Genomic DNA, 23,149 nt, shown 5'->3' with positions numbered 1-23,149 from the left:
TCACCCCGCATGATCAATTGCTCTGGGCTCGGCTATAGGCTGTGCATAGCCCCGGGCCAGGCTCGCCAGCCGCGCAGCTACCTCGGCCGCGGGCACACTGCTGATAAGATCGTACGCATTCACAAGGTATGCCAGATACTCATCAGGGCGAAAGCCTTCTTGTGAATTGCTTGCGCTCACCATCGTGTTCCAGGCTTTCACCACCTCGCCGTATCGCCGCCACTCGGCCTGCCGATGCAGCAAACGATCGCGCCAGGCAGCCTGCCCGCGCTCCAAGTTGGCCCACGAGCCCGGCGGGCATAGCGCATCGCCCCGCACGAAAAGATGATCGTCATTCAAGCGCATCGGGTACGTTTGGCAGGCCAGCGGCCGATCGGCGTAAATTCCGCAGCGGTAAACGCCGCCTCGAAGATGTACCAGAAATACGCACGGGTGGGTATTGGGCCGTGCCGGGGCGTGGCTGAGGGCCAGCCCATAGGTTGGGCCAGGGGTTTGCAGCAGAAAGCCAATATCGGTTGGCGTATGTTCGGGCTCGTACCGCAGAAACAACATTGGCGCGAGCCGTTGGCCTTGCACAATCCGCCACACATCGTAGCCGATCACGGGCACTGTATACACGGTGCAGCAATACCCGCTACATCCTAAACACGATCCGACGTTTGACGATTCGCTGCTCATGGATCATTCTCACCAAAGACTCGCGTTATCTCGCCGCCTCGTACACTTCCAGCAGGTATTGGCAGACATTGCTGAAGGTATAGCGCCGTTTCGTAAGCGCAACGGCAGTATTCCAAGCGCGCATCACCTCGTGATACCGCTCGCGCTCCCCAGCTTCCTGTTGCAATAACGCCGACACTGCCTCGCGATCGATCTCGGCCACACTCCACGAGCGGCACGTGCAGCCGGGTGCCGCATCGACCTCGATCTGACCGGCAACGCCCACTGCCGGAAACGATTGGCACGGCAGCGGGCGCAGGCTATGGATCCCGCAGCGCGAGGCTTGATCGCCAAATTGCAGCAGAAACACGCACTGCGCAGACCGGCTGCTCAACGCGCGCCGAGCCAGCGCAGGGTAAACCAGCGGTTGAGCGTGATCAAGCGCGAACCCGTGGCTGGAAGGCGCGGGTACCAGGCGCAAAAAGCTTTCGGGCGGCGCGCGCAGCGCCGTGGCGATCCGCCAGATATCCGCGCCCGTCGGCAGCACGGTGCGAACGCAACAGCAGTGTTTGGCGGCACAATGCTGCCATAGTATTGCTGCCAGATGTGCTTCGGTGCTCAAGCGGCCTTCTCTATGATCGCATACTGAAGCTGCGCGGCCACCTCGCGCGGGAGGGCTGGGAGGGCGTGGAGCCGCCAGACATCGCACACCGCGCGGCAGCGGCTACCCGGCCAAGCGCTCCTGAGCTTGCTCGGTCGTCAGCACGACTGTTTCGGTTGGCTCCCAGAGCCAGATCGTGACGGTGAAGCGGCAGTCGGCGAAGGCATCGGTTTCCGACTCGACCGGGCAGACCTCGTGAAAGGCATCGCTGGGGAAGAAAACCAGGCTATTGTCGAGCGGCTCGAGGGTCGTATATGTTCCAGCGCCCGTATTGCCGGTCGGCGTAACCCAGGTATCGTACAGCCTCAGCTCGCCGCCGCTGAAGCGCTTCGGCAGGTGGTGAAAGTAGTAGACGCACGAAATACGCCGGCCATAGAGCAGCGGGTTGCCGTTGTCGACATGCGGCACGAAAAAGCCGCCCCGGCCGTGCGCCGTGAGCTGCCGCTCAATACTGCTGATCGGAAACCACGGGATCCCCAGCTGCTGCCTGACGACGGGCAGCATCGCGCGCAGCCGCTTGTCGAACATATGCCACAGCTCGTCAAGGCGGCCGGACCTTAGGCTGCGCGATTTGCGGGAATGGTGATCGACCTGGCTTTTCCCATCGGTGCCAATAACGCCCGAGTCCTGAAAATCCTGCTCCCAGGCGAGCGCGCTCGAGAGCATACGCGCATGCTCGTCCGGCGGGAGGAAATCGGTGACTCGCACGTAGCGGGTGGTTACCAGGCGGCGCGGCGGGCTCGCGACCCAGCCCTTGGGCGAGCGCACCCGCAGCTCGGCAATGCGCGCCAGCTCATCGGCCAGGCCGCGAAGATTGTCGCCAGCCGCGTCGATCGCCCGGCTGACCAGCGCGCTGTCGACTATGTCGAGCAGCAGAGTGGCCACTTCCTCGCCCTCGGCCCGTGGCCCGCGCAGCCCAACCGCACCCGCCGCGATCTGGCCAATGATCTGCGGCATCTGCGCGGCCTGTTCGCGCGCCACTACCATGCTATCGGCCAGCGGCAATGCTGCGTGCGGCCCGCGAACCACCGCCGGCCGCCACACAGCCTCGGGCGCGTAGCCCCCGCTCACGATCAGCCCGATCGGCAGCGGCTCGGCCGGGCTTTCCTCGCGGATCAGGCGCAGATCGTGCGGCTGATCTTCGCTCCCTACCCCGAGCTGCCCTCGGTAGGAATGCACGCGTCCCTGGCCGTCGAGCACGGCGAACGTGTCGGAGTAGTAGACCGCGCCGCGCCGCACCAGATCGGCCACCAGCGTCGATTTGCCGGTCGGGCCGCGGCCGGGGATAACGATGCCAACCCCGCGCCAGCCGACCACGCCGGCGTGGACGAATAGCGAGTGTGGCGCGCGCCGCGCCACCGTCTGCTCGATGTCCCGGTGCAGCCACCAGTATGCCTCGTCCTCCGAGGCTGTGGCGAACACGCCCACATTGTCGCAGCCGATCACATAGTCGCTCGCCTCGGCCGCCCCCGCTGGGATGATCGCGCTTACGCGGTACGAAACCACGACCGCCGACGGCTCGCGAGGAGCCGCGAACTCGGGCGGGAGGGCCTCGCGCAAGCGCTGGCACAGCCCGAGGCCGGCTTCGTCGGCAAGGCGAAGCTCGACGCCATAGCAACACAAGGTCAAGGTCTCAGGTTGCATGTATTTCCTCATGGTGTGGCAGATGCGAGCCGGTGGCTGGTGTGTATCAGAATACCATGGACATTTTCGGCCTGCAAGCGTTTGGGAAGCGCTGCCCGGGGGCGCTTCTTGACAGCCTTTTTTCATTCCCGTACACTATAAAGGTGGTGGAGGCGACCCCGATAGCTTGGTGGTTTGAAGGCATAAGCAAGCCGCCGGCATGCGTCTAGTATTGCGGAGGGTGGACATGACAGCCCGGCGGGTTGAAGGGATCAGGCTCGAGCGAGCCGCCGAAGAGATCCTGGCGCTGAAGATGGCAACGTCCGAGGCTCATGCGCTCAATCAGAGTGCGGCGGTCGTTTTTGAACTCTGTGACGGCAAAACCTCGAAGGCCGAAATGGCCGCAGCGATCCGGCGCCGCACCGGCCTCCCCGCCGACGAGCAGATCGTCGATCTGGCGCTGGCCGAACTGGTCGATGCCGGGCTTGTGCAGCTGAATGCGCCAGCGCCGCAGCCCATCAGCCGCCGCGCGCTGATCCGGCGCCTTGCACTGTCGGCAGCTGCGATGATGACTCTGCCTGTGGTCGAGACCATCCTGTTGCCGCCGACGGAGTCGGCTTCGGCGGCAAACATCCCGGACGGCGACGACACTGAGCATCACCACCACAAGCCGACGAAAACGCCGACGCGTACGCCGAAACCGACCAAAACGCCGAAGGCGCGCAAGCAAACGCCAACAGCCACAAAGACGGCTAAGCCCACGAAAACAGCGACGAGTACGCCAACCGCCACAAGCACGGCCACGCCCACCGACGTGCCGACGAGTACGGCGACCAGTACGGCCACGCCCACCGATGTGCCGACGAGTACGGCGACCAGTACGGCGACGGCGACGGCCACCGACACGCCGACGAGCACGGCGACCAATACCGCCACCGCGACGGCCATCGACACGCCGACGAGCACGGCGACCAATACCGCCACCGCGACGGCTACCGACACGCCGACGAATACGGCGACCAGTACGCCGACGCTAACCTGGACGCCCACGCGCACTTCGACGCCGACGTCTACACCTACGCCGACCCCGGTAAAGTAAGGGCACGGGCCGGCCGATACGCGAGCGCCCGAAGTTGCAATTTTCGCGCACGAGCGGGGCGCTACTTTCTTTGTATCTGTGTGCGGTTTTTCCACGCGGAGCGCGGAAAAACCGCACACAAAAGCATGCTGCCGCAGGCCGCAACCTCGCCGCATTCAGGCAGCAACAGCGTGGCTACATATTGATTACTTGTGTTTTCTTGTGCGGCGCCTGGCTTTGCCGGGCGCCGCACAAGAAAAGAAATTTCGGGGGCGGCGAAGCCGCCGCCGAACCCCCACCATAATCCAAGCGCTCAGCCGGATTTAGTATTACACCGGCACCAGGCGTATCGCGCTGAGGTTCATAAGCGCGTACCCGGCCATATCGATCGCCCGCACAATCAGGCGGCAGTGGCCGGCGGGGGCGCGGAGCCGCCCCAACGGGAACCACGACGATAGCGAGAACCAGCTCCCGGTATTCCACACCTGCCCGTAGAGCTCATCGCCCCCCTCGACGCCGACAGCATAGCGGCTGCCCGCAGTTTCCATCGGGCAGGCATAGCGTACCTCGACGGCGAAGGTTGCGCCGGCCGGCAGCACAAGCTCCCAGCTCACGAACGCGCTTTGCTCAGTCCAGTTGGCGATCACTACCTGGTCGCCGTGATCCGAGGCGCATTCGACTGCGCTGCCGTGGGTGTGCGCCTGGCTCGCATGCAGCGTGATCGTTCCTGCCGGCAACGGCGCGCCATCGAACGGCGGCGGGGCGCCGCCTGCTGCCTCCGGCCACTCGCGCAGCCACGAGTAGGCGTCGGGCGAAACCGGGTAGCGCAGCCGGTTCCAGGTGTACGGGCCGTCATCGACGGGCAGAAACTCGCAGCGGTCGTAGCGCACGAGCGGCAAGAGGAAATCGTTGTAGCAGTAGAGGAAGCTGGACTCCTGGCGCTCGAATGCCCGAAAGCGGTGGATCAGCGCGGTGAATGTGCTGAACAGCGTGCCGGCGAAGACCTGCGCCTTGCTCGCCACCAGCTGCGTCACGAGCGCATCGATGGCCTCGTTACCTTGCGGCAGCCCGGCCATCAGATCGCGCATGCTCGGGCTTTCGCGCAGGTAGCGATCCAGAAAGATCGTCGTGCGGAAGTGCTGCTGGATCGGGCCGAAGATCTCCTCGCGCGACGAGCCGTCGGTACAAACCACCAGCGGGTCGTCGCGGTTCATGCGGGTGGCGAGGTTGGCCACGATCTCCTGGCCGCTGATCGACGCGGCGCGCGTGATTTTTTCCTTTGACAGCGCGTTCGAGACGAAATCATCGCGCCGAATGTGCACCGCGTTGAATTCGCCCAGGCTTGCGGCAATCCGGTCGGCTATGTCGCGATACTGCTGCTTTGGCCTCACGCGCCGCATCAGATCGACGACCGCGCGCCGCTGCTTGTCGTCCAAATAGGCGAAGTACGAATACAGGCCAAGGGTGTCGGCGTTGATGTGCAGATCCGGCGCCTCGTTCTCTCGCTCGCTCAAGGTATACACATGTTTCCGGCCGTTGCGGAAGTGCCGAAAGTGCTCGTCGTCGTCCGGGGGACGGTTGGGGAAGCAGAGTACGGATTCGTGGATCGGCGCCCACGCGCACACAGCCGCGCCTGGCACTGAGATCCAGGTTTTGAAGAGGTACTCATTCGACCATGGAATGGGGATATCGAAGAGCTCAGGCACCAGCATCGGCTCGAGCACCTGATCCTGCGGCGTGTCTATTTTGAAGCGGCGGGGCAGGCGGAAACGGTAAGGCACCAGGACGCGGCCAGTCAGGTAGGCCAGCGCGATCGCGATGTCGAGCGACATCTTGTTGTTGCTGTAGCCGGAGTAGTAGCCGGGGATGAACAGTCGACGCGTGCCCGGTGCCGCTGCTGTACCCGCGGGTTGCTGTTTCGCCATCCGCACGCCCGATCTCACTCTCAGCTTATGCGCGAGAAGGCTGGGTCAGCCCCTCGGAGATCGAGGGCGGGAAGCGCTGGGGGTTACCGTCGAAGTAGCAATTGGCGTACTCGCCATCGGCGATGACATAGTGCAGGAAAATCTGACCCATCGTATTCCCGGTGAAGCGCTCGCGCCAGTGGTCGGTCTTCGTGCCCAGGTAGACAGCGCCGTCGCCTGGCTCCATCTCGACCTTGTTATTCGGCGCAAACCACAAGCTGCCCTCGCCGCCGTCTCGGCCGAGGTGCAGAGACACGCTGACCTCGCAGCTCCCACGGTCGTGGTGGCGGATCAGTGTGTCGCCATAGAAATACAGCCGCGCGTAGCTATATGTCGGCACGAGGCGGCAGCCGGAGACCGCCTCGATCTTCGGCCGCAAGTCGAGCAGCAGCGCGTCCGTCTCGGCGGCATTCGTGACGCTTGCCGCGGTTGGGATGTGGTTGTCGTGGAAACACTCGCCGCGCCACTGCTTGAGCAGGAGCGTCTTATAGATGAATCGGGCGAGGCTCGGCTCGAGTAGCGCTTGAGAGAAAACGTAGCCTTGTTCGCGCAGCTCTGGGTTCATATGCTCGAATTGCCCGGTGAGGGCTTTATTCTTCTCGCCAGCTTGGGGATGCTAAGCATATTATAGCGTGAATTCAGTGCCCGAACAAGCTTCCACTGCGCTCGCGCGACGTTGGCTCTGGCCGCCCTTCTCCTGCTTTCCCACGCTCGGGAGCGGGCAAAAAACCTTTGCACTTGCCCTGGAAAGTTCTGTTGTATATAGAACATATGTGTTATAATGTGCTGAATCGGAAATGGGGAGCCGGAGGGCAAAGCCGCCAAACCCCACCATTGTTATTTCCAACAAATTCGAATACCACACGAGCTACACGGTGTCCTCCCGCGCGGGAGGCTTGGTGGGCGCAAGCCCTTCAAAATGATCTCTTTTAGCCGGGCGCGGCAAAGCCGCCGAACCTCGCCGCATAACTCGTGTGCTATCGCAGGATCTACGGGGCTCGTGCAACGTCTTTCGACCCCTCCCCTCCCCTCCCCTGCCAGGCGAGGGGGTAACACATCTGGCGGTGTGGTGCGGTCGCCGCCGCGACCGCACCACACCGCCAACAATAATCCCCCTCTCCCGCGCGCGGGAGAGGGGGTAAGGGGGGTGAGGGCCGACGTTGCACGAGCCCTGCAGGATCTACGGGGTGTGACGGAAAGTCTTGCAGGTGGTAGGATGAGGTCGCGACACGTTTTCTCTAGGAGCGATGCGATGAATCACCCGCTTGACGAGCACACCTGGCATCGGATGACTGAGGAGATTCTGGCCGGGATGCGCGAATGGCGCCAGGCGCATCCCAAAGCTGCACGCTCCGCGAAATCGAGGACGAACTAGATACCCGCTGGGCGCGCGTCCGAGCGCGTATGCTCGAAGATATGGCGCTCGCCAGTGCGGCCGCCAACTGGGCGGCAACAGCAGAGGGCCAGCAGCCGACCTGTCCAGATGCGGCCAGCCGCTTCGCCTCCGTGGCACTGACACCGCACGCTCCAAACTCACGGCGGCCAATCCTTGAACCTGGCGCGTTCCTACGGCACCTGCCCTGCCTGCGGCACGGGCCTTTCCCCCCTCGATGACGAGTTGGGGTTGTTGCCAGGTCGCTTGACCCCACGACTGCACGAAGCGCTGGTTCGGCTCAGCACCCATATCCCCTCATTCGCGAAAGCTGCTAAGGAGCTGGCCTGGTTTACCGGTGCCCAGATCCATTCCGATACCGCGCGAGCGCATACGGAAGCTGCCGGTGCGATGGTGGTCGCCTACGAGACACGCGAAGCAGAACGCATCCTGCGTGAGCAACCCGCGCCGCCCTGTGCACCGGACCGCTTGCTGCTCAGCGTCGATGGCGCCATGGTCCGCTCGTTCACGGGCAGTGGACCGAGGTGCGCACGCTCGCGGTCGGCGAGGTGCAGCCGCCTCAGAAGACCGCCGATGGCCCGGTTGTACACACCACCAAGCTGTCCTACTTCTCGCGCCGAACCGACAGCGCTCGCTTTGGCGAACTGGCGACCCTTGAGTTGCACCGACGCGGACTGGAAGGCGCACGCCAGGTTGGGGTAGTCGCCGATGGAGGCGCTGTGGTGTCAGTCCTTTGCCGATCTGCACTATGGTGAGGCGCTGCGTATTCTGGATTTCGCTCACGCGGCGGAATATCTGAGTGCAATCGCCCAGAGCAGCGGAGCAAACGGGCCGCTGTTGTCGGCACCGCAACTGGTGGAGATGCGCCACGCGCTGAAGGAGCAGGGGCGGCTGTGGTGCTGCCGCAATTGCGCGCGCTGGTGGCGACAGTGCCGGACACCAGCGAAGTGGCCGGCAGCCTGGCGTATTTGGAAAGCCGGCAGGCGCAGATGGACTACCCACGGTTTGTCGCGGAAGGCTGGCCGATTGGCAGCGGAATGGTCGAGAGCGCGAACAAGCTGGTGGTCGAAGACCGGCTCAAGGCGCAGGGATGCACTGGGCCGAGGCCGACGTCAATCCGCTTCTGGCGCTACGGAATGCGGTGCAATGACCGCTGGGAGGAGTGCTGGAGGGTGATTGAGCGAGAGCAGCGCCGCCAGGCGAGCGCTCGCCGGCAGGCACGCTGCCGGACACGCGCTGCAGCTCGGGGAAAAGAGGCGCCAGCGAGAGCAGCGGCACCGCCAGCGCCGGCGTGTCCACGCGTGCGACCGCTCGAGCCAGAAGTGAAGTCAGCACACCATCCCTGGAAGCGAGCCTGGAGCATACGCCGTCAACGCGAAGTCGCTGATCAGCGGTAAGTGCAGAAACATCCGTCACACCCGGATCTACGGGGCGGGAGGCCACCTGCCCTGATATGTGGTAGACTGTAGCCAACGGTGAGGCAGTGGCTGAAGGTGTCGCGGGGGCCGCCGTTTTTTCGTGCCGTGCGTCCTGGCGCGGCCGATCGCGTATATCGATTCGACAGCGATGTACCCACACGATTACCGGCCGCGAGGCGGCCTGCTGCTGCCGTTGCTTGTAGCGCTAGCTGCGGTTGGCGTGCTGCTATTTGCGTTTCGCGGCAGCCAGCCGGCGGTGCTTTCGCGCTGGGCTGCCTCGCAGGCGCTGGCAAGCGTGCCGAAGATCATCGCTACCACGATCGCCCAGCCGGCCGCGCCGGCCGCGATTGTGGGAATGGCGGTGCCGCAGACGCTGGGCCTCGAGCAGTACAACCAGTCGAGCCAGCTTGTCGATACGGCCGCCGACGGCGCGGTGCGCCACTACCGGCGCGCGCTGCCCGGCGGCGGCACGCTGGTGTACTTTGTGGCCGAGCTGGGGCCGAAGGTGCAGATCGCGGTGCTGAATGCCGACGGCGCCACGCCCGCCAGCGACGCGGCCGGCGACACGGTATGGGCCGATGGCCGGCCGCACCTCGCCGCAGTAGCCGATATGGTGCGGGCGCCCTACGCACTGCGCGGTGGGCAGCCGCCGGTCGCGGCGATTGCGTTCGGCTTCCACGGCGACGCGCGCACCTCCGACGAAGGCACAGTGCTGATCGACGGCACGCTGCACCGTGTCAACCCCGGCCGCGCGGCGCTGTGCATCACGCGCGAGCGGGCCGCGCGCATCGGCCTGTTCGACGCGGCCGCGCTGCGCGAGTGCGAGCAGGCCAACGGCGCCGGGCCGGTGATCCTGCTGGGCGGCAAGGTCGCGAACCCGGCCGTCGCCGCGCCGAACGACTCGTTCGTACCGTTCAACCCGCTTGGCGAAGATTTCGTGCAGCTCGACTGGCGGCGCAAGATCTACAGCGGCACCTACCCGAAGACGGCGGTTGGCATTGGGATGCGCGACAGCGCGGCGTTTGTAGTGCTGGCCACATCCTACGGCGCCACTGGCCTCGAGCTGGCCGGCCAGCTCAAGGCGATGGGCTGCACCGACGCGCTTGGCGGCGACGACGACACCTCGACCCAGGCGGTGTGGCGCGGCCAGCAGGTGCAGCCCGGCGCGGTGCAGCCGGTTCCCGACGCGCTGGCGGTGTACGTGCAGCCATAGCACAGCATGACATCACTCACGCCCGAACAGATTGCGGGGCTGGCGCCCGACGCGAGCGCGGCCAAAGCCGCCGAAAGCCTAGCGAACCCGCGCCCATGGCGCGCGCTCGGCCGTAGCGCGCAGGCGATCTGGGGTGAGTGCCAGGGCAGCGCCAGCACGCCCTACCGCGCCCAGGTCGATCTACGCGCTCCGACGTTTCGCTGCTCGTGCCCGAGCCGCAAGCTTCCGTGCAAGCACGGCCTGGGTCTGCTGCTGCTGTTTGCGCGCAGCCCCGGCCGCTTCGACGCCGCTGAGCCGCCGGGCTGGGTGGCCGAGTGGCTCCAGCGCCGCGACCAAGACGCCAGCCCGGCCGCGCCGCTGGAGCCCGCGCCCTCGCGCGCAGCCGCCGCGCGCGAGGCCAAAGTTGCCGCCGGCCTCGAAGAGCTGGGGCGCTGGCTGCGCGACCTGCTGCGCAATGGCCTGGCCGAAGCCCAGAGCCAGCCGGCGAGCTTCTGGAACGACATGGCCGCGCGCATGGTCGACGCGCAGGCACCAGGAGTGGCGCGCATGATCCGCGAGCTAGGCGCGCTGCCGGCCAGCGGCGCGGGCTGGCAGTCGCGCATGCTTGCGCAGCTTGGCCGCATGCACCTGCTGGCCGAAAGCTTCCCGCGCCTCGGGACGTTGCCCGCTGCGGCGCAGGCCGACGTGCGCGTGGCGATCGGCTGGCCGCAGCAGAAGGACGACCTCGCGCAGGCGCCGGGCGTGCGTGACCGCTGGCTGGTGCTGGGCCAGCGCGTCGAGGAAGACGAACACCTGCGAACGCAGCGCACGTGGCTGTGGGGCCAGCGCACCAGCCGCCCGGCGCTCGTGCTCAGCTTCGCGATGTTCAGCCAGCCGCTCGACCGGAGCCTGCCGCCGGGGATCGTGCTGGACGCCGAGCTGGCGTTTTTTACTTCGAATGTGCCGCTGCGCGCGATTGTACGCCAGCGCTTTGGCGCGCCGGCGGCGCTGGCGGGCATCCCCGGCGCGCCCGATTTCAGCGCCGCCACCGGGGCCTACGCCGCCGCGCTGGCAGCGCATCCCTGGATCGAGCGCTACCCGCTGGCGCTGGCCGCCGCCACGCCCGAGCCGCGCGGCGAGCGCTGGTGGGTGCGCGACCGCGACGGACTGCTGCTGCCGCTGGTGCCGCAGTTCGCGCGCGGCTGGCAGCTGCTGGCGCTGAGCGGCGGGCGCCCGCTCGCGCTGTTTGGCGAGTGGGACGGCGCGCACATGCTGCCGTTCAGCGCCTGGGCCGAGGGCGAGCTCTACCTGCTGTGAAGCCTAATCGCACTACGAAAGCCTGAGCTCCATGCGCCGCATGTTCGGCATGTGCGTGCCTGAAGCTGAATGCGGCCAGGCACGTTCGCCGGTGACACGAAAGCCCACCCGCTCGTAGAGCGCTTGCGCGCGCGGGTTGGTGCTGGCGACATCGAGCGCACAGCGCTGATATCCCCTCTCGCGCGCCTGCCTTATTTGATACTGCAGCCAAGCAGTTCCTATCCCCTGGCCGCGCATTGTTTCCGCAACACCCAACTGTGCAAAATAGAACATGTCCGGCTCTGGAAATGGCATCATCGCATCAAGCGCGATTGCATGCCGGATAACTGGCCAGGCAGCGCGCAAGCCATAGAAACGCAATATTTGTATCAGCATCTGCTGCTCGAGCGCCTTTCCCTCGCGGCGGCCATAGGCGCCGCCAATTGCGACAGGGCGCTGCTCGACGAGTGTAACCGTGTAGACGCGATAGCCAAAGAGGCCAACGCCACTGACAAAGGCCGATTGCAAAAAGCGCTGCGCTGGCCTGCCAGGCTGCGTAAACAGATACTCAAACTGCTCTGGGCCAGAGCTATAAATCAATGGTAGTACGGATGCCCAATCCTGAGGAAGTGCCGGGCGAAATGTGATCACTGGCGTTGCTCCGAGCGAAGAATTATGCCTAGGACTTACGCAGTTGGCGTGCTCAGCCGCAGGCAGCATGCACGGTTTCGCAAAGCCAAACAGCGCAACTGCATGCCAACGAGCGTTCACCAAAAAGTATACGCAGAAACCGAGCCGGAGTTGCAATAGCGCCGGACATTGACATCACCCTATTGCCATGAGTGTGCCATACCAAGCGCTGTGTTATCATGGTGTAGGGTCTTTCTCCTGAGAGTCTGTTTGAAAAGCCTGTGTACACCAAGGCACCAAGCGGTAATAACGCTGAAAAAGCTTCAACACGGCATACACGATCGTAGTGTCTTCGTGTCTTGGTGGTTACTTCTCAAACAATTTCTGAGCTGTATGTTCGAGCGGCGAGGCGGCATGGACGACCTGTGGCCCAACCTGGTAACCTCGGCGATCCTCGGCACCGAGCGGCGCCCGCTGGCGCTGCCTGCGGCCGGTGGCGCGCTGGGCGCGCTGCTCGCGCGGCTCGACGCGGCCGACCCAGCCGGGCAGTTGCTGGGCGCCGCCGTGGCGACCGCGCTGTTTCGCCAGGCGGCGCGCATGCCTCTGCAGGCGGGCGATCCATCGCCGCCGCCGGCCCCCGCCGAGGATCTGCCGGTTTGCCCGCCGCAGGCGGCGCAGCACCTAGCGGCCATGCTTGGCGGGCAGCAGCGCGCGCTGCTGCCGGAGTGGCTGGCGCTGCTGGCGCAGCAGGGCATGCGCGCGCCGCCCGCGCTGCTGCCGAACCTGCTCGAGCTTGGCCGCACCAACGCCGAGCTGCGCCGCGCGGTTCTGCCGGCGCTGGGTGCGCGCGGGCGCTGGCTGGCGGCGTACAATCCGGCCTGGGCGTATGCCCGCGCCGCTGCGCCCCAGGCTGGCGGCGAGCAGCTGGCGCACCAGTGGGACACTGGCGCGCGCGCCGAGCGCCTGGCGCTGCTGGCGCGCCAACGCGAGGAGGCTCCCGGCCTGGCGCGCGAGCTGCTGGCGCGCTCGTGGGCGGCCGAGCGCGCCGAAGACCGCGCCGCGTTTGTGGCCTCGCTTGAGGCTGGCCTGTCGCTCGAGGACGAGCCGTTGCTCGAGGCGGCGCTCGACGACCGCAGCAAAGACGTGCGCCGCGCCGCAGCGGGCTTGCTGGCGCGGCTGCCGGATGCGCGGCTGGCGCGGCGCATGCGCGAGCGCGCCGTACCGCTGCTACAGCTTGCCGCCGAGCGCCCGCGGGTGCTGGCTGGGCGCAGGCGCGGCGGCGGGCTGATTGTGACGTTGCCTGAGGCCTGCGACGCGGCGATGCAGCGCGATGGCGTCGAGCCCAAGCCGCCGGCGCATCGCCAGAAGCTGGGCGAGAAATCGTGGTGGCTGCTGCAGATCGTCGGTGCCGTGCCGCCAGCCACCTGGAGCGAGCTTTGGGACCGCTCGCCGGCGGAGCTGATCGCCCTGGCCGGCCAAGGCGAGTGGGGCGCGCTGCTGGCTGAGGCCTGGGCCACTGCCGCGCTGGCTGCGCGCGATGCCGCGTGGGCCGAGGCGCTGCTGCGCCACAGCCCGGCCTTCGCCGAGCTGCTGCCGCTGCTGCCCGTTGCGCGCCGGGAGGCGCTGCTGCTCGAGATACTGCGCGGCGACTGCACGCCGCTGCACAAACACCCGGTGCTCGAGCTGCTGCGCAAAGCCGAGCATGCCTGGAGCGCCGAGCTGGCCCGCGCGCTGCTGCGCGCGCTGTACCGGCATATGCGCAAGTGGCGCGACAGCTACGACTACCAGCTGCGCGGCGCGCTGACCGACGAGTTCGCGCGGCGCATGCCGCCCGCGCTGCTGGGCGAGATCGCCGCGGGCTTGCCCGACGAGCCCGACGTGCGCGAGCGCTGGCAGGGCGTGATCGATAAGCTGCTGATAACCATGCAATTCCGGCACGATATGCTGCGCGCGCTGGCCTTGCGCTAGCGCCGCGCCTGAACGCCCTATGGCCGAGCCGTCGTTCGAGACAATTATTGGCGAGCTGATGCAGGCGCGGGCGGCGCAGCCGAACCTGCTGCAGTTTGGCAGCCTGCTGAGCGCGCGCCAGTACCTGCGCGCCTACGCGCTGGTGCGCCGCTACGTGCCGCCCGGCGGCCGCGTGCTCGACTGGGGCGCGGGCAACGGCCACTTCTCGTATTTTCTGATCCGCAGCGGCTACCGCACCAGCGGCTTCGATTTCTTCGGTACGCCCACGATCTGCGCGCCGTTCGAGCCCGATCGCTACACCTACCGGCTGGCCAGCGCCGAGGATCCCGTGCGCCTGCCATTCGACGACGGCGCGTTCGACGCGGTGGTGTCGATCGGCGTGCTCGAGCATGTGCGCGAGGGCGGCGGCGACGAGCAGGCAAGCATGCGCGAGATCGCGCGGGTGCTGCGTCCGGGCGGGGCGTTCATCTGCTTCCACCTGCCGAATCGCTACAGCTGGATCGAGTTCGCGCTGCGCCGGCTGGGCCGCTGGTCGCACCAGTACCGCTTCACCGCCGCGCAGATCCGTGCGCTGTGCGCCGGCGCCGGATTGCAGCCGGCTGAGATCCGCCGCTACGCGCTGCTGCCGCGCAATATCTGGTGGTGGAAGCTGCGCCGGCTCGTGCGCGACGAGGCGCGCCTGGCCCGCTGGTACGATGCTGCGGACGCGGCGCTGGGTGCGCTGGCCGCGCCGATCTGCCAGAACTACCTGTTTGTGGCGCGCAAGCCCTTCAATTAGCCACGCCGCACGGTTTTGAGTTGACAATGTAGCAAATATGTTCTAGATTCTTCTGGGCGTTTTGTGGCCTGCGGTGCGCCCGCCGCGCAAGCAAGAGGGTATGCCATGCAAACCCACGCGTCTCACCTGCTGTTCAGCGTTCGGACGGAAAACCTGCCATTCTATAAAGATCTAATGTCGTTTCTCGGCTGGTCGGTGCTGTACGAGGCCGAGGATATTCTGGGCGTGAGCGATGGCAGTGGGCTCAGCCTGTGGTTTGGCGCGGCGGCCAAGGACGCGCCGAACGACTACGACGGGCCGGGCCTGAATCACCTCGGCATCGGCACATCTACCCAGGCCGATGTCGACGCGACCGTGGCATACCTGGCGGAGCGCGGGGTGGCGCCGCTGTTCGAGACGCCGCGCCACCGGCCCGAGTTCGCGGGTGGCGCCGACGACACGTACTACCAGGTGATGTTTGAAACGCCCGACCGGCTGCTGCTCGAGGTGGTATACATTGGCCCCAAGGCGGCCTAGCCAGAACTCGCGTTGCCGCTGTGGGGCACGTTTGCCTGCGGCAGCATGGTACTCTTCCACCTTTGTGTGCAGTTTTTCCGCGCGGAGCGCGGAAAAACTGCACACCGATACAGAAGCAAGCAGTGCTCTGCCGAAGGCAAAAACACCTAGCGCGTAGGCTCTGCCACGCAACAAAAGAAAGAGGTTTGAATTGGCCGAGGTTCAGCGCGAACACGCCGAGCGGCAATACGCGGGCGAGCTGGCCGCGCTCGCGCGCGACGACGCCCGCCCGCGCCCGCCCAACTGGCGGCTCTCGCCCTGGGCGGTGGCCACCTACCTGCTGGGCGGCACGCTGGCCGACGGCTCGGCGGTGACGCCTAAGTACATCGGCGACCGCCGGCTGATCGAGATTGCGATCGCCACGCTCGCGACCGACCGCGGCCTGCTGCTGCTGGGCGTGCCCGGCACCGCCAAAACCTGGGTGTCCGAGCATCTGGCTGCGGCGATCGCCGGCGACTCGACCATGCTGGTGCAGGGCACCGCTGGCACCAGCGAGGAGGCGATCCGCTACGGCTGGAACTACGCGCGCCTGCTGGCCGAAGGCCCCTCGGAGGCCGCGCTGGTGCCGAGCCCGCTGATGCGCGCCATGCGCGAGGGCAAGATCGCGCGCGTCGAGGAGCTGACGCGCATCCCCGCCGACGTGCAGGACTCGCTGATCACGATCATGTCCGAGAAGGCGCTGCCGATCCCCGAGCTGAACAGCGAGGTGCAGGCGGTGCGCGGCTTCAACCTGATCGCCACCGCCAACGACCGCGACCGTGGCGTGAACGAGCTGTCGAGCGCGCTCAAGCGCCGCTTCAACACGGTGGTGCTGCCGCTGCCCGACACGCTCGACGCCGAGGTGGCGATCGTGCAGGGGCGCGTCAGCGCGCTCAGCCGCGCGCTTGAGCTGCCCGCCGAGCCGCCCGCGCTCGACGAGATCCGCCGGATCGTGACGGTGTTCCGCGAGCTGCGCGCGGGCGTCACCGCCGACGGCAAGACCAGGCTGAAATCGCCCAGCGGCTCGCTCAGCACCGCCGAGGCGATCTCGGTGGTGAACAGCGGCCTGGCGCTGGCGGCGCACTTCGGCGATGGGCGGCTGCGCGCCGGCGACGTGGCCGCCGGCCTGCTGGGCGCGGTGGTGAAAGATCCGGTGCAGGATCGGCTGGCCTGGCAGGAGTACCTCGAGACAGTGGTGAAAGAGCGCGACGGCTGGAAGGATCTGTATCGTGCCTGCCGCGAACACGGGGGCTAGGGGCAACACCGCTCGAATACCGCGCCGGTGCTGCGCTTGCCGCAAAGATGCACACGCCCGAGGGCAGGCAATCGCGCGAAATACTGGGGAAGATCGCTGATGCCGCCAGCTCCCAGCTCCCAACCTCCCGTCATCTTCGGCATACGCCATCACGGCCCCGGCTCGGCGCGCAGCCTGCGTGCCGCGCTCGAGCAGCTGCGCCCCGAGATTGTGCTGGTGGAAGGCCCGCCCGACGCTGACGCGCTGATCCCGCTGCTGGCGCACCGGGATATGCGCCCGCCGGTGGCGCTGCTGGTGTACCTGGCCGAGCAGCCGCGCCAGGCGGTGTACTACCCGTTCGCGCTGTTCTCGCCCGAGTGGCAGGCGCTGCACTTCGCGCTGGCGAATGGCATCCCCGCGCGCTTCATGGATCTGCCGCAGGCGCACCAGCTCGGGCAGACTCTGGGCGCTGAGCTGCCGGGTTTGAAGCAGGCGCCGGGCGACGCGGCAGCCGAAGCTCCGGCTGAAAGCGACGCCGGAAACATCCAGGAGAACTCCGAGCCCACGCCTCGCGCCGATCCGCTTGGCTGGCTGGCCGCCGCAGCCGGCTACAGCGACGGCGAGCGCTGGTGGGAGCATATGGTCGAGCACCGGCGCGACGGCGCCGGCCTGTTCGCGGCCATCCTCGAGGCCATGAGCGCGCTGCGCGCCGCGTCGCCGCCCGACCCGAGCCCGGCCGAGGCGCGCCGCGAGGCCTGGATGCGCCAGACGATCCGCGCCGCGCAGCGCGAGGGTTTCGGACGCATCGCGGTAGTGTGCGGGGCATGGCACGCGCCCGCGCTGGCCGATCTGGCCGGGGCGAAAGCCGACGCCGCGCTGCTCAGGGGGCTGCCAAAGGCCAAAGTGCAGGCTACCTGGGCGCCCTGGACGCACGGCCGGCTCGCGTACGGCAGCGGCTACGGCGCCGGGATCGAGTCGCCCGGCTGGTACGAGCATATCTGGCGCGCCACCGCTGCCGGCATGGCGCCGACCGAGGTAGCCGCGCGCTGGCTTGCGCGCGTGGCCCGGCTGCTGCGCGAGCAGGATATCGACGTGTCGCCTGCGCATGTGATCGAGGGCGTACGGCTGGCCGAGGCGCTGGCCGCGCTGCGCGAGCGCCCGCTGCCGGGCCTGCCCGAGCTGAACGAGGCGGCGCAGGCGGTGTTCTGCTTTGGCAGCGCGCTGCCGATGCGGCTGATCCACGAGCGCCTGATCGTTGGCGAGGCGCTCGGCGCGGTGCCGGCCGACACGCCGCTGGCGCCGCTGCAGCTCGACCTGAGCCGCGAGCAGAGGCGCCTGCGCCTGCCGCCCGAGGCTAGCTGGCGCGACTACGACCTCGACCTGCGCAAGCCGAACGACCTGGCGCGCAGCCACCTGCTGCACCGGCTGCGGCTGCTGGGCGTGCCGTGGGGCGAGCAGCGCCGCGAAACCGGCGCCAAGGGCACGTTTCACGAGTACTGGCGCGTGCAGTGGCAGCCCGAGCTAGCGGTGGCGCTGATCGAGGCCGGCGTATGGGGCAATACAATCGCCGACGCCGCCACGGCCTACGCGCGTGCCGCTGCCGACCGGGCGCGCGATCTGCCCGCGCTCACCGCGCTGATCGATGGGGCGCTGCTGGCCGAGCTGCCCGGCGCGATCGAGCACCTGATGGCGCGGCTCCAGGCTGCCGCCGCGCTCTCGAGCGATACGGGGCTGTTGATGGAGGCGCTGCCGCCGCTGGCGAATGTGCTGCGCTATGGCAGTGTGCGCCGTACCGACGCGAGCGCCGTGGCGCGCGTGCTCGGCGGGCTGGTGGCGCGCGTGTGCGTGGGCCTGCCGGGCGCGTGCGCCTCGCTCGACGACGATGCGGCCGAGGCGATGTACGCGCGCATGCTGGCGGTGCACCGGGCGCTGGCGCTGCTGGCCGACGCCGATCACCAAGCGCTGTGGCGCGGCGCGCTCGGCCGCGTGGCCGGCTTGCGCGGCTGCCACGGGCTGGTGGCCGGCCGCGCGTGCCGCATGCTGCTTGACTCCGGCGCGCTGGATGCCGCTGAGGCCGCGCGCCGGCTGGGGCTGGCGCTCTCGCCCGCCGCCGCGCCGCACCAGGCCGGCGCGTGGCTCGATGGCCTGCTGCGCGGCGCAGGCGCGCTGCTGATCCACGACGACGCGCTCTGGCGGATTGTCGACGCCTGGCTGGGCGGGCTAACGGCCGAGCAGTTCGTGCAGGCGCTGCCGCTGCTGCGGCGGACATTCGCGACATTTCAGCGCCCCGAGCGGCGCATGCTTGGCGAGCGCGCGTCCGGCGCCCAGGCGCCGGCTGCCGCCGACGACGCGGCTCCGCTCGACGTTGGCCGCGGCGCTGCGGTGCTGCCGCTGATTGCGCAGCTGCTGGGGCTGGGCGACCAGCGGGGAAGCGCGGAGGCAGGCGATGCAGCAGAACGATAGCGCCGCCGAGCGATTACGCCGCTGGCGCATGGCGCTCGGCGGCGGCGAGGCCGATGGCACCGGCGTGCAGCTGCGCGGCGACGACCAGGCGATCGACGGGGCGCTCGAGGCGCTCTACGACGCCGAGCGCGGCGCGGGCCTCGGCGCCTCGCAGCCGAGCATCGCGCGCTGGCTCGGCGACATCCGCAGCTACTTCCCCAGCTCGGTGGTGCAGGTGATCCAGCGCGACGCGCTCGAGCGCCTGAACCTGCGCCAGATGCTGCTCGAGCCCGAGCTGCTGGCCGCGGCCGAGCCGAATGTGCACCTGGTGGCCGATCTGCTGGCGCTCAAGAGCGTGATGCCGGCGCGCACCCGCGACACCGCCCGCCAGGTGGTGCGCGGGATTGTCGAAGAGCTGCTGCGCCGCCTGGCGAACCCGACCCGCCAGGCGCTGGCGGGTAGCCTGAACCGCGCGACGCGCAGCCTGCGGCCGCGCCACAACGAGATCGACTGGCAGCGCACCATCCGCGCGAACCTGCGCCACTACCAGCCCGCGTATCACGCGATCATCCCCGAGCGGCGCGTGGGCTATGGCCGCCGGCGCTCGGCCGCGCACGACATCATCCTGTGCGTCGACCAGAGCGGCTCGATGGGCACGTCGGTGGTGTACAGCGGCGTGTTTGGCGCGGTGCTGGCCGCGCTGCCGGCGCTGCGCCTGCGCATGGTCGTGTTCGACACCGACGTAGCCGACCTGACCGACGACTTGCACGACCCGGTTGAGCTGCTGTTCGGCGTGCAGCTTGGCGGCGGCACCGATATCAACCGGGCGCTGGCCTACTGCCAGGGCCTGGTGCAGCGCCCGCGCGAAACCACGCTGGTGCTGATCAGCGACCTGTACGAGGGCGGCAGCCGCGACGAGATGCTGCGCCGCGCGGCGGCGCTGGTGGCCTCCGGCGTGCAGATGGTGGTGCTGCTGGCGCTCAGCGACCGGGGCGCGCCCAGCTACGACCACGCCCTGGCCGCGGCGCTGGCCGGGCTGGGCGCGCCGGCGTTCGCCTGCACCCCCGACCTGTTCGCCGAGCTGATGGCCGCGGCGATCGAGCGCCGCGACATTGGCCAGTGGGCTGCGGCGCGCGAGATCGTGACCGCGCGCGGCGAGCCGCCAGCCTGATCGCCCCCCCGCTCCTCTCCCAGGCCGCCCGGAGCATGCTGCGCATGCTCGGCAGCGCGCAACCCACATAATCCCCACATTGCTTCTTAACAATCTCTGAAAACCGCGAGGCTATGATACAGCCATCAGCTTTTCGCGCGGGCAGCGCGGCGGCTGAGCACAGTAGGCGATACAGAGAGGAACGATAGATGAAACCGAACGAAAAGCAATTTCTGGCGGCGCGGCTGAAGTCGGCGATTGCGACTGCTGCGATAGTCGGCACGCTGGGCGGCTGGGCCGCGTTTGGCATGCAGGCCACGACTGTGGCCAGCACCGATACATCGGCGCCGGCGGCGGTGGCGCAGGTGGCCGACGCAAGCACAACAGCCAGCCAGGGCACAACAGCCAGCCAGAGCACGACGAGACAATCGCGCTATACGCCGATCACCAGCACGCGATCGTCGCGCTAGGACGCGGGGGAAGAAGGTTGCCATACCGCTTCCAGGCCGTATCCGGCCGGAAGCGTGAGGGAGTAGAGCGATGAACACAATCCAAGCGCCAGTTGCGCCCGAAGTGCGCGAGCCGCCCCAGCCGCCGGTGCGGCGGCCGGCCAAGCCCGCAATGTCGGAAACCGATAACCTGCTGCTGATGGTGCTGCCGCCGCTGGTTGGCGCGCTGGTGGGCGTTGCGATATTAGCGGCCGTCGGCGTGATGCTGGTGGGCCAGGCTGGCGGGCTGGCCGCGCTGGGCGCGGCGCTGCTGGGCCAGCACAGCGCCTGGTATATGTCGCGCGCCAGCGCCTTCGTGGCCTACGTGCTGCTGTGGTGGTCGATGGTGCTGGGCGTCTCGATCACCAACAAGCTAGCGCGGCTGTGGCCGGGCGGCCCGACCGCCGGGGCGCTGCACGAGCACGCCAGCCTGCTGGGCCTGGCCTTTGGCGCGCTGCACGGGCTGGTGCTGCTGGGCGACAAATACATCGGCTACACGCTGCCGCAAATACTGATCCCGTTCGCCGGCACCAGCTACCTGCCGCTGTGGGTCGGGCTCGGGCAGGTGGGCTTCTACCTGATGGCGCTGGTGACGTTGAGCTTTTACGTGCGGCGCTGGATCGGCGCGCGGACCTGGCGCTCGATCCACTACCTGAGCTTCGCCGTGTTCGCGCTGGCGCTGCTGCACGGCCTGTTCAGCGGCACCGACACCAGCGCGCTGTGGGCGGTGTGGATGTACGCGGGCACCGGCCTGAGCCTGCTGGGGCTTACGATCTACCGCGCGCTGATGCCGCGCCGGGCTGCGGCAGCCGCGTAGGCTTTGGCGGTGGCGCGGGGGCGGCGACGCCACACCCGTAGCTGGGAGAAAGGGAGATGTGCTGCAGTGTGGCGGTTTCGGCAAAGCCAACCCCCACACTGCCTTTTCCTAATGCCCTGCCAGAGGTGGGGCGAAGGACGCTGCACGAGCCGTGCCTGGTGGCGCGGCAACTGCGGCAATTTGGGGAGAGTATGCTATACTGGTGGCGGCCTTCCAGGGCATACCCGCCAGGCGAGCGTGTGAATGCGGCGCCGCGATGGTGCACGAAAGGATGAAGCATGTCGTATACCGATCAGCAGCGCCAGCAGATCGCCAGCTGGGTGTCGCAGAAAGTGCCGCGCCTCACCAGCGATGGCTGCCCGCTGTGCGCCAGCACCACCGGCGGCTATGGCGTCGAGCGCGTGACGGTGCCAAGCCTCGAGGTGCCGCTGATGGCGATCGCCTGCCGCAACTGCGGCTACGTGATGCTGTTCAACGAGCAGGCGGTGCTCACGCCCACGAAGTAGCCGGCGCTCACCAGCGCGGCAGCGCCAGCTGCCAGCCCGGCTCGATCTTTTGCATCTCGGCCGCGTCGTCGCGGTAGTGTAGCCCACATGCCAGGTACTGCGCGTGCATGCGCGCCAGCTCGGCCTGGTCGATCGTCACCCCTAAACCCGGCCCGGCCGGTACGGCCAGCGCCCCCTCTTCAAAGCGCAGCTTGCCGCCGGCGATCAGCTCTTCGCTCTGCCAGGGGTAGTGCGTATCGCAGGCGTACGTCAGGTTTGGCACGGCCGCGGCCAGGTGCGCCATCGCCGCCAGCGAGATCCCCAGGTGCGAGTTTGAGTGCATCGACAGCCCCAGCCCCCAGGTGCGGCAGATCCGCGCCAGCTCGACCGAGGCGCGCAGCCCGCCCCAGAAGTGGTGGTCGCCCAGGATGATCTGCACGCTGCCAAGCCCGATCGCGTCAGGTAGGTCGGCGAAGCTTACGCAGCACATGTTCGTGGCCAGCGGCAGCCGCGTGTGGCTGGCCAGCTCGGCCATGGCCGCGCGGCCGGCCACCGGGTCCTCGTAGTATTCCAGCAGCCCATCGAGCTCGCGCGCGCAGCGTACGCTGGTCGCGAGCGACCACGCGGTGTTCGGGTCGATCCGCAGCGGCACGCCCGGCCCAAAGTTCTCGCGCAGCAGCCGGATGGTGGCGATCTCGTCGTCGGGCGGCAGCACGCCGGCCTTGAGCTTGAGCGACTGAAAGCCGAACTCGGCGACCATGGCGCGCGCCTGGCCGACCAGCGCGGCGGGCGAAAGCGCCTCGCGCTGGCGCATAGCCGGCCAGCCGGGCGCGTCGGCGGGCACGGCCGGGTCGTTGCCAAGGCCCCACTGCCCGCCGGCGCCGGCGTGCTTGTAGAACAGGTAGGCGCTGAACGGCACGCGCTCGCGCACCTGGCCGCCCAGCAGGTCGCACACCGGCCGGCCGGTCGCCTTGCCGATCATGTCGAGGCAGGCCACCTCGATCGCGCCGAAGGTGCGCGCCGGCGAGCTGAGCTTGCCCTCCCACGGCTTGGATGTGCCGTCGCCGCGCGCGCCGCCCCAGATCATCGCCTCCAGCTCGGCCAGCCGGAACGGGTCGCGGCCGACGAGCAGATCGCCCAGCGCCAGCAGCTCGTCTACCACCGCCGCGCCGCCGTGCGTCTCGCTCACGCCGCTGATGCCGTCGTCGCTCACCAGCTCGACGATTGTGCGCAGCGCGTAGGGCGCGTGCAGCCCGAACGCCGAGCGCAGCGGCGGGTCGGCGAAGGCGATCGGGGTTATTTTGTATTCCACTATCTTCATTTGGTGTCCTGCTTCGCGGC

General features: G+C 67.9%; 19 protein-coding genes. 12 read left to right on the top strand and 7 right to left on the bottom strand.

The features are described 5' to 3' along the window. The 3 genes from U0177_RS08260 to U0177_RS08250 all read right to left on the bottom strand — a co-directional run bounded on the left by U0177_RS08260 (nucleotide 1) and on the right by U0177_RS08250 (nucleotide 2,962). The gene (locus U0177_RS08260; protein ID WP_409570133.1) at nucleotides 1–678 is read right to left on the bottom strand and encodes a YkgJ family cysteine cluster protein; all 678 of its coding nucleotides are present in this window, start codon (nucleotides 676–678) and stop codon (nucleotides 1–3) included. A 25-nt stretch (nucleotides 679–703) separates the two neighbouring features. Next, nucleotides 704–1,279: a YkgJ family cysteine cluster protein gene (locus U0177_RS08255; RefSeq protein ID WP_409570132.1), complete on the bottom strand. Its 576-nt coding sequence runs from the start codon at nucleotides 1,277–1,279 to the stop codon at nucleotides 704–706. Nucleotides 1,280–1,381: 102 nt separating this feature from the next. Beyond that, the gene (locus U0177_RS08250; RefSeq protein ID WP_409570131.1) at nucleotides 1,382–2,962 is read right to left on the bottom strand and encodes a 2OG-Fe(II) oxygenase; all 1,581 of its coding nucleotides are present in this window, start codon (nucleotides 2,960–2,962) and stop codon (nucleotides 1,382–1,384) included. A 226-nt stretch (nucleotides 2,963–3,188) separates the two neighbouring features. Here U0177_RS08250 and U0177_RS08245 point away from each other — a divergent pair, with 226 nt between their 5' ends. Continuing rightward, nucleotides 3,189–4,040, top strand: coding sequence for a PqqD family protein (locus U0177_RS08245; RefSeq protein WP_409570130.1), 852 nt, complete (start codon nucleotides 3,189–3,191; stop codon nucleotides 4,038–4,040). Between the two features lie 308 nt (nucleotides 4,041–4,348). Here U0177_RS08245 and U0177_RS08240 read toward each other — a convergent pair whose 3' ends face one another. After that, a complete protein-coding gene (locus U0177_RS08240; protein ID WP_409570129.1) occupies nucleotides 4,349–5,962 on the bottom strand; it encodes an O-fucosyltransferase family protein in 1,614 nt (537 codons plus the stop codon). A gap of 7 nt (nucleotides 5,963–5,969) precedes the next feature. After that, nucleotides 5,970–6,548 (bottom strand): hypothetical protein, encoded by a 579-nt coding sequence (locus U0177_RS08235; RefSeq protein ID WP_409570128.1) that lies wholly within the window; start codon nucleotides 6,546–6,548, stop codon nucleotides 5,970–5,972. Between the two features lie 2,394 nt (nucleotides 6,549–8,942). Here U0177_RS08235 and U0177_RS08230 point away from each other — a divergent pair. Together U0177_RS08230 and U0177_RS08225 are read left to right on the top strand one after the other, a co-directional pair. Next, nucleotides 8,943–10,007 carry a phosphodiester glycosidase family protein gene (locus U0177_RS08230; RefSeq protein WP_409570127.1) on the top strand — a complete coding sequence of 355 codons (1,065 nt, stop codon included), beginning with the start codon at nucleotides 8,943–8,945 and terminating at the stop codon, nucleotides 10,005–10,007. 6 nt (nucleotides 10,008–10,013) lie between these two features. Next, the gene (locus tag U0177_RS08225; protein ID WP_409570126.1) at nucleotides 10,014–11,303 is read left to right on the top strand and encodes an SWIM zinc finger family protein; all 1,290 of its coding nucleotides are present in this window, start codon (nucleotides 10,014–10,016) and stop codon (nucleotides 11,301–11,303) included. A 12-nt stretch (nucleotides 11,304–11,315) separates the two neighbouring features. On the opposite strand, the gene U0177_RS08220 is transcribed toward U0177_RS08225, so the two are convergent. After that, nucleotides 11,316–11,933 carry a GNAT family N-acetyltransferase gene (locus U0177_RS08220; RefSeq protein WP_409570125.1) on the bottom strand — a complete coding sequence of 206 codons (618 nt, stop codon included), beginning with the start codon at nucleotides 11,931–11,933 and terminating at the stop codon, nucleotides 11,316–11,318. A 372-nt stretch (nucleotides 11,934–12,305) separates the two neighbouring features. Between U0177_RS08220 and U0177_RS08215 the strand changes: the two genes are divergently transcribed. From U0177_RS08215 to U0177_RS08175, 9 genes are all read left to right on the top strand, one after another. Beyond that, nucleotides 12,306–13,880: a DUF5691 domain-containing protein gene (locus tag U0177_RS08215; RefSeq protein ID WP_409570124.1), complete on the top strand. Its 1,575-nt coding sequence runs from the start codon at nucleotides 12,306–12,308 to the stop codon at nucleotides 13,878–13,880. A 19-nt stretch (nucleotides 13,881–13,899) separates the two neighbouring features. Further along, entirely contained in the window at nucleotides 13,900–14,658 is a 759-nt protein-coding gene (locus U0177_RS08210; protein WP_409570123.1) for a class I SAM-dependent methyltransferase, read from the top strand. 105 nt (nucleotides 14,659–14,763) lie between these two features. Beyond that, nucleotides 14,764–15,174 carry a VOC family protein gene (locus U0177_RS08205; RefSeq protein ID WP_409570122.1) on the top strand — a complete coding sequence of 137 codons (411 nt, stop codon included), beginning with the start codon at nucleotides 14,764–14,766 and terminating at the stop codon, nucleotides 15,172–15,174. Between the two features lie 190 nt (nucleotides 15,175–15,364). After that, on the top strand, nucleotides 15,365–16,447 hold the full coding sequence (locus U0177_RS08200; protein WP_409570121.1) for an ATP-binding protein: 1,083 nt from the start codon (nucleotides 15,365–15,367) through the stop codon (nucleotides 16,445–16,447). 99 nt (nucleotides 16,448–16,546) lie between these two features. Continuing rightward, nucleotides 16,547–18,889 carry a DUF5682 family protein gene (locus U0177_RS08195; protein WP_409570120.1) on the top strand — a complete coding sequence of 781 codons (2,343 nt, stop codon included), beginning with the start codon at nucleotides 16,547–16,549 and terminating at the stop codon, nucleotides 18,887–18,889. After that, the gene (locus U0177_RS08190) at nucleotides 18,873–20,039 is read left to right on the top strand and encodes a vWA domain-containing protein (RefSeq protein ID WP_409570119.1); all 1,167 of its coding nucleotides are present in this window, start codon (nucleotides 18,873–18,875) and stop codon (nucleotides 20,037–20,039) included. Before U0177_RS08195 ends, U0177_RS08190 begins: the two co-directional genes overlap by 17 nt. Before the next feature lie 188 nt (nucleotides 20,040–20,227). Further along, nucleotides 20,228–20,488, top strand: coding sequence for a hypothetical protein (locus tag U0177_RS08185; RefSeq protein ID WP_409570118.1), 261 nt, complete (start codon nucleotides 20,228–20,230; stop codon nucleotides 20,486–20,488). A gap of 70 nt (nucleotides 20,489–20,558) precedes the next feature. Next, nucleotides 20,559–21,323, top strand: coding sequence for a hypothetical protein (locus U0177_RS08180; RefSeq protein WP_409570117.1), 765 nt, complete (start codon nucleotides 20,559–20,561; stop codon nucleotides 21,321–21,323). Between the two features lie 278 nt (nucleotides 21,324–21,601). Then, complete coding sequence (locus U0177_RS08175) at nucleotides 21,602–21,829, top strand: hypothetical protein (protein ID WP_409570116.1); 228 nt, start codon at nucleotides 21,602–21,604, stop codon at nucleotides 21,827–21,829. Nucleotides 21,830–21,836: 7 nt separating this feature from the next. Here U0177_RS08175 and U0177_RS08170 read toward each other — a convergent pair whose 3' ends face one another. Beyond that, nucleotides 21,837–23,129 carry an enolase C-terminal domain-like protein gene (locus U0177_RS08170; protein WP_409570115.1) on the bottom strand — a complete coding sequence of 431 codons (1,293 nt, stop codon included), beginning with the start codon at nucleotides 23,127–23,129 and terminating at the stop codon, nucleotides 21,837–21,839. Nucleotides 23,130–23,149: the final 20 nt, after the last annotated feature.

The organism is Kouleothrix sp. (genome assembly GCF_046328425.1).
Classification (GTDB): domain Bacteria; phylum Chloroflexota; class Chloroflexia; order Chloroflexales; family Roseiflexaceae; genus Kouleothrix.
Note: the sequence above shows the minus strand (reverse complement) of the source record. Positions and strands in the feature narration are given on the sequence as shown.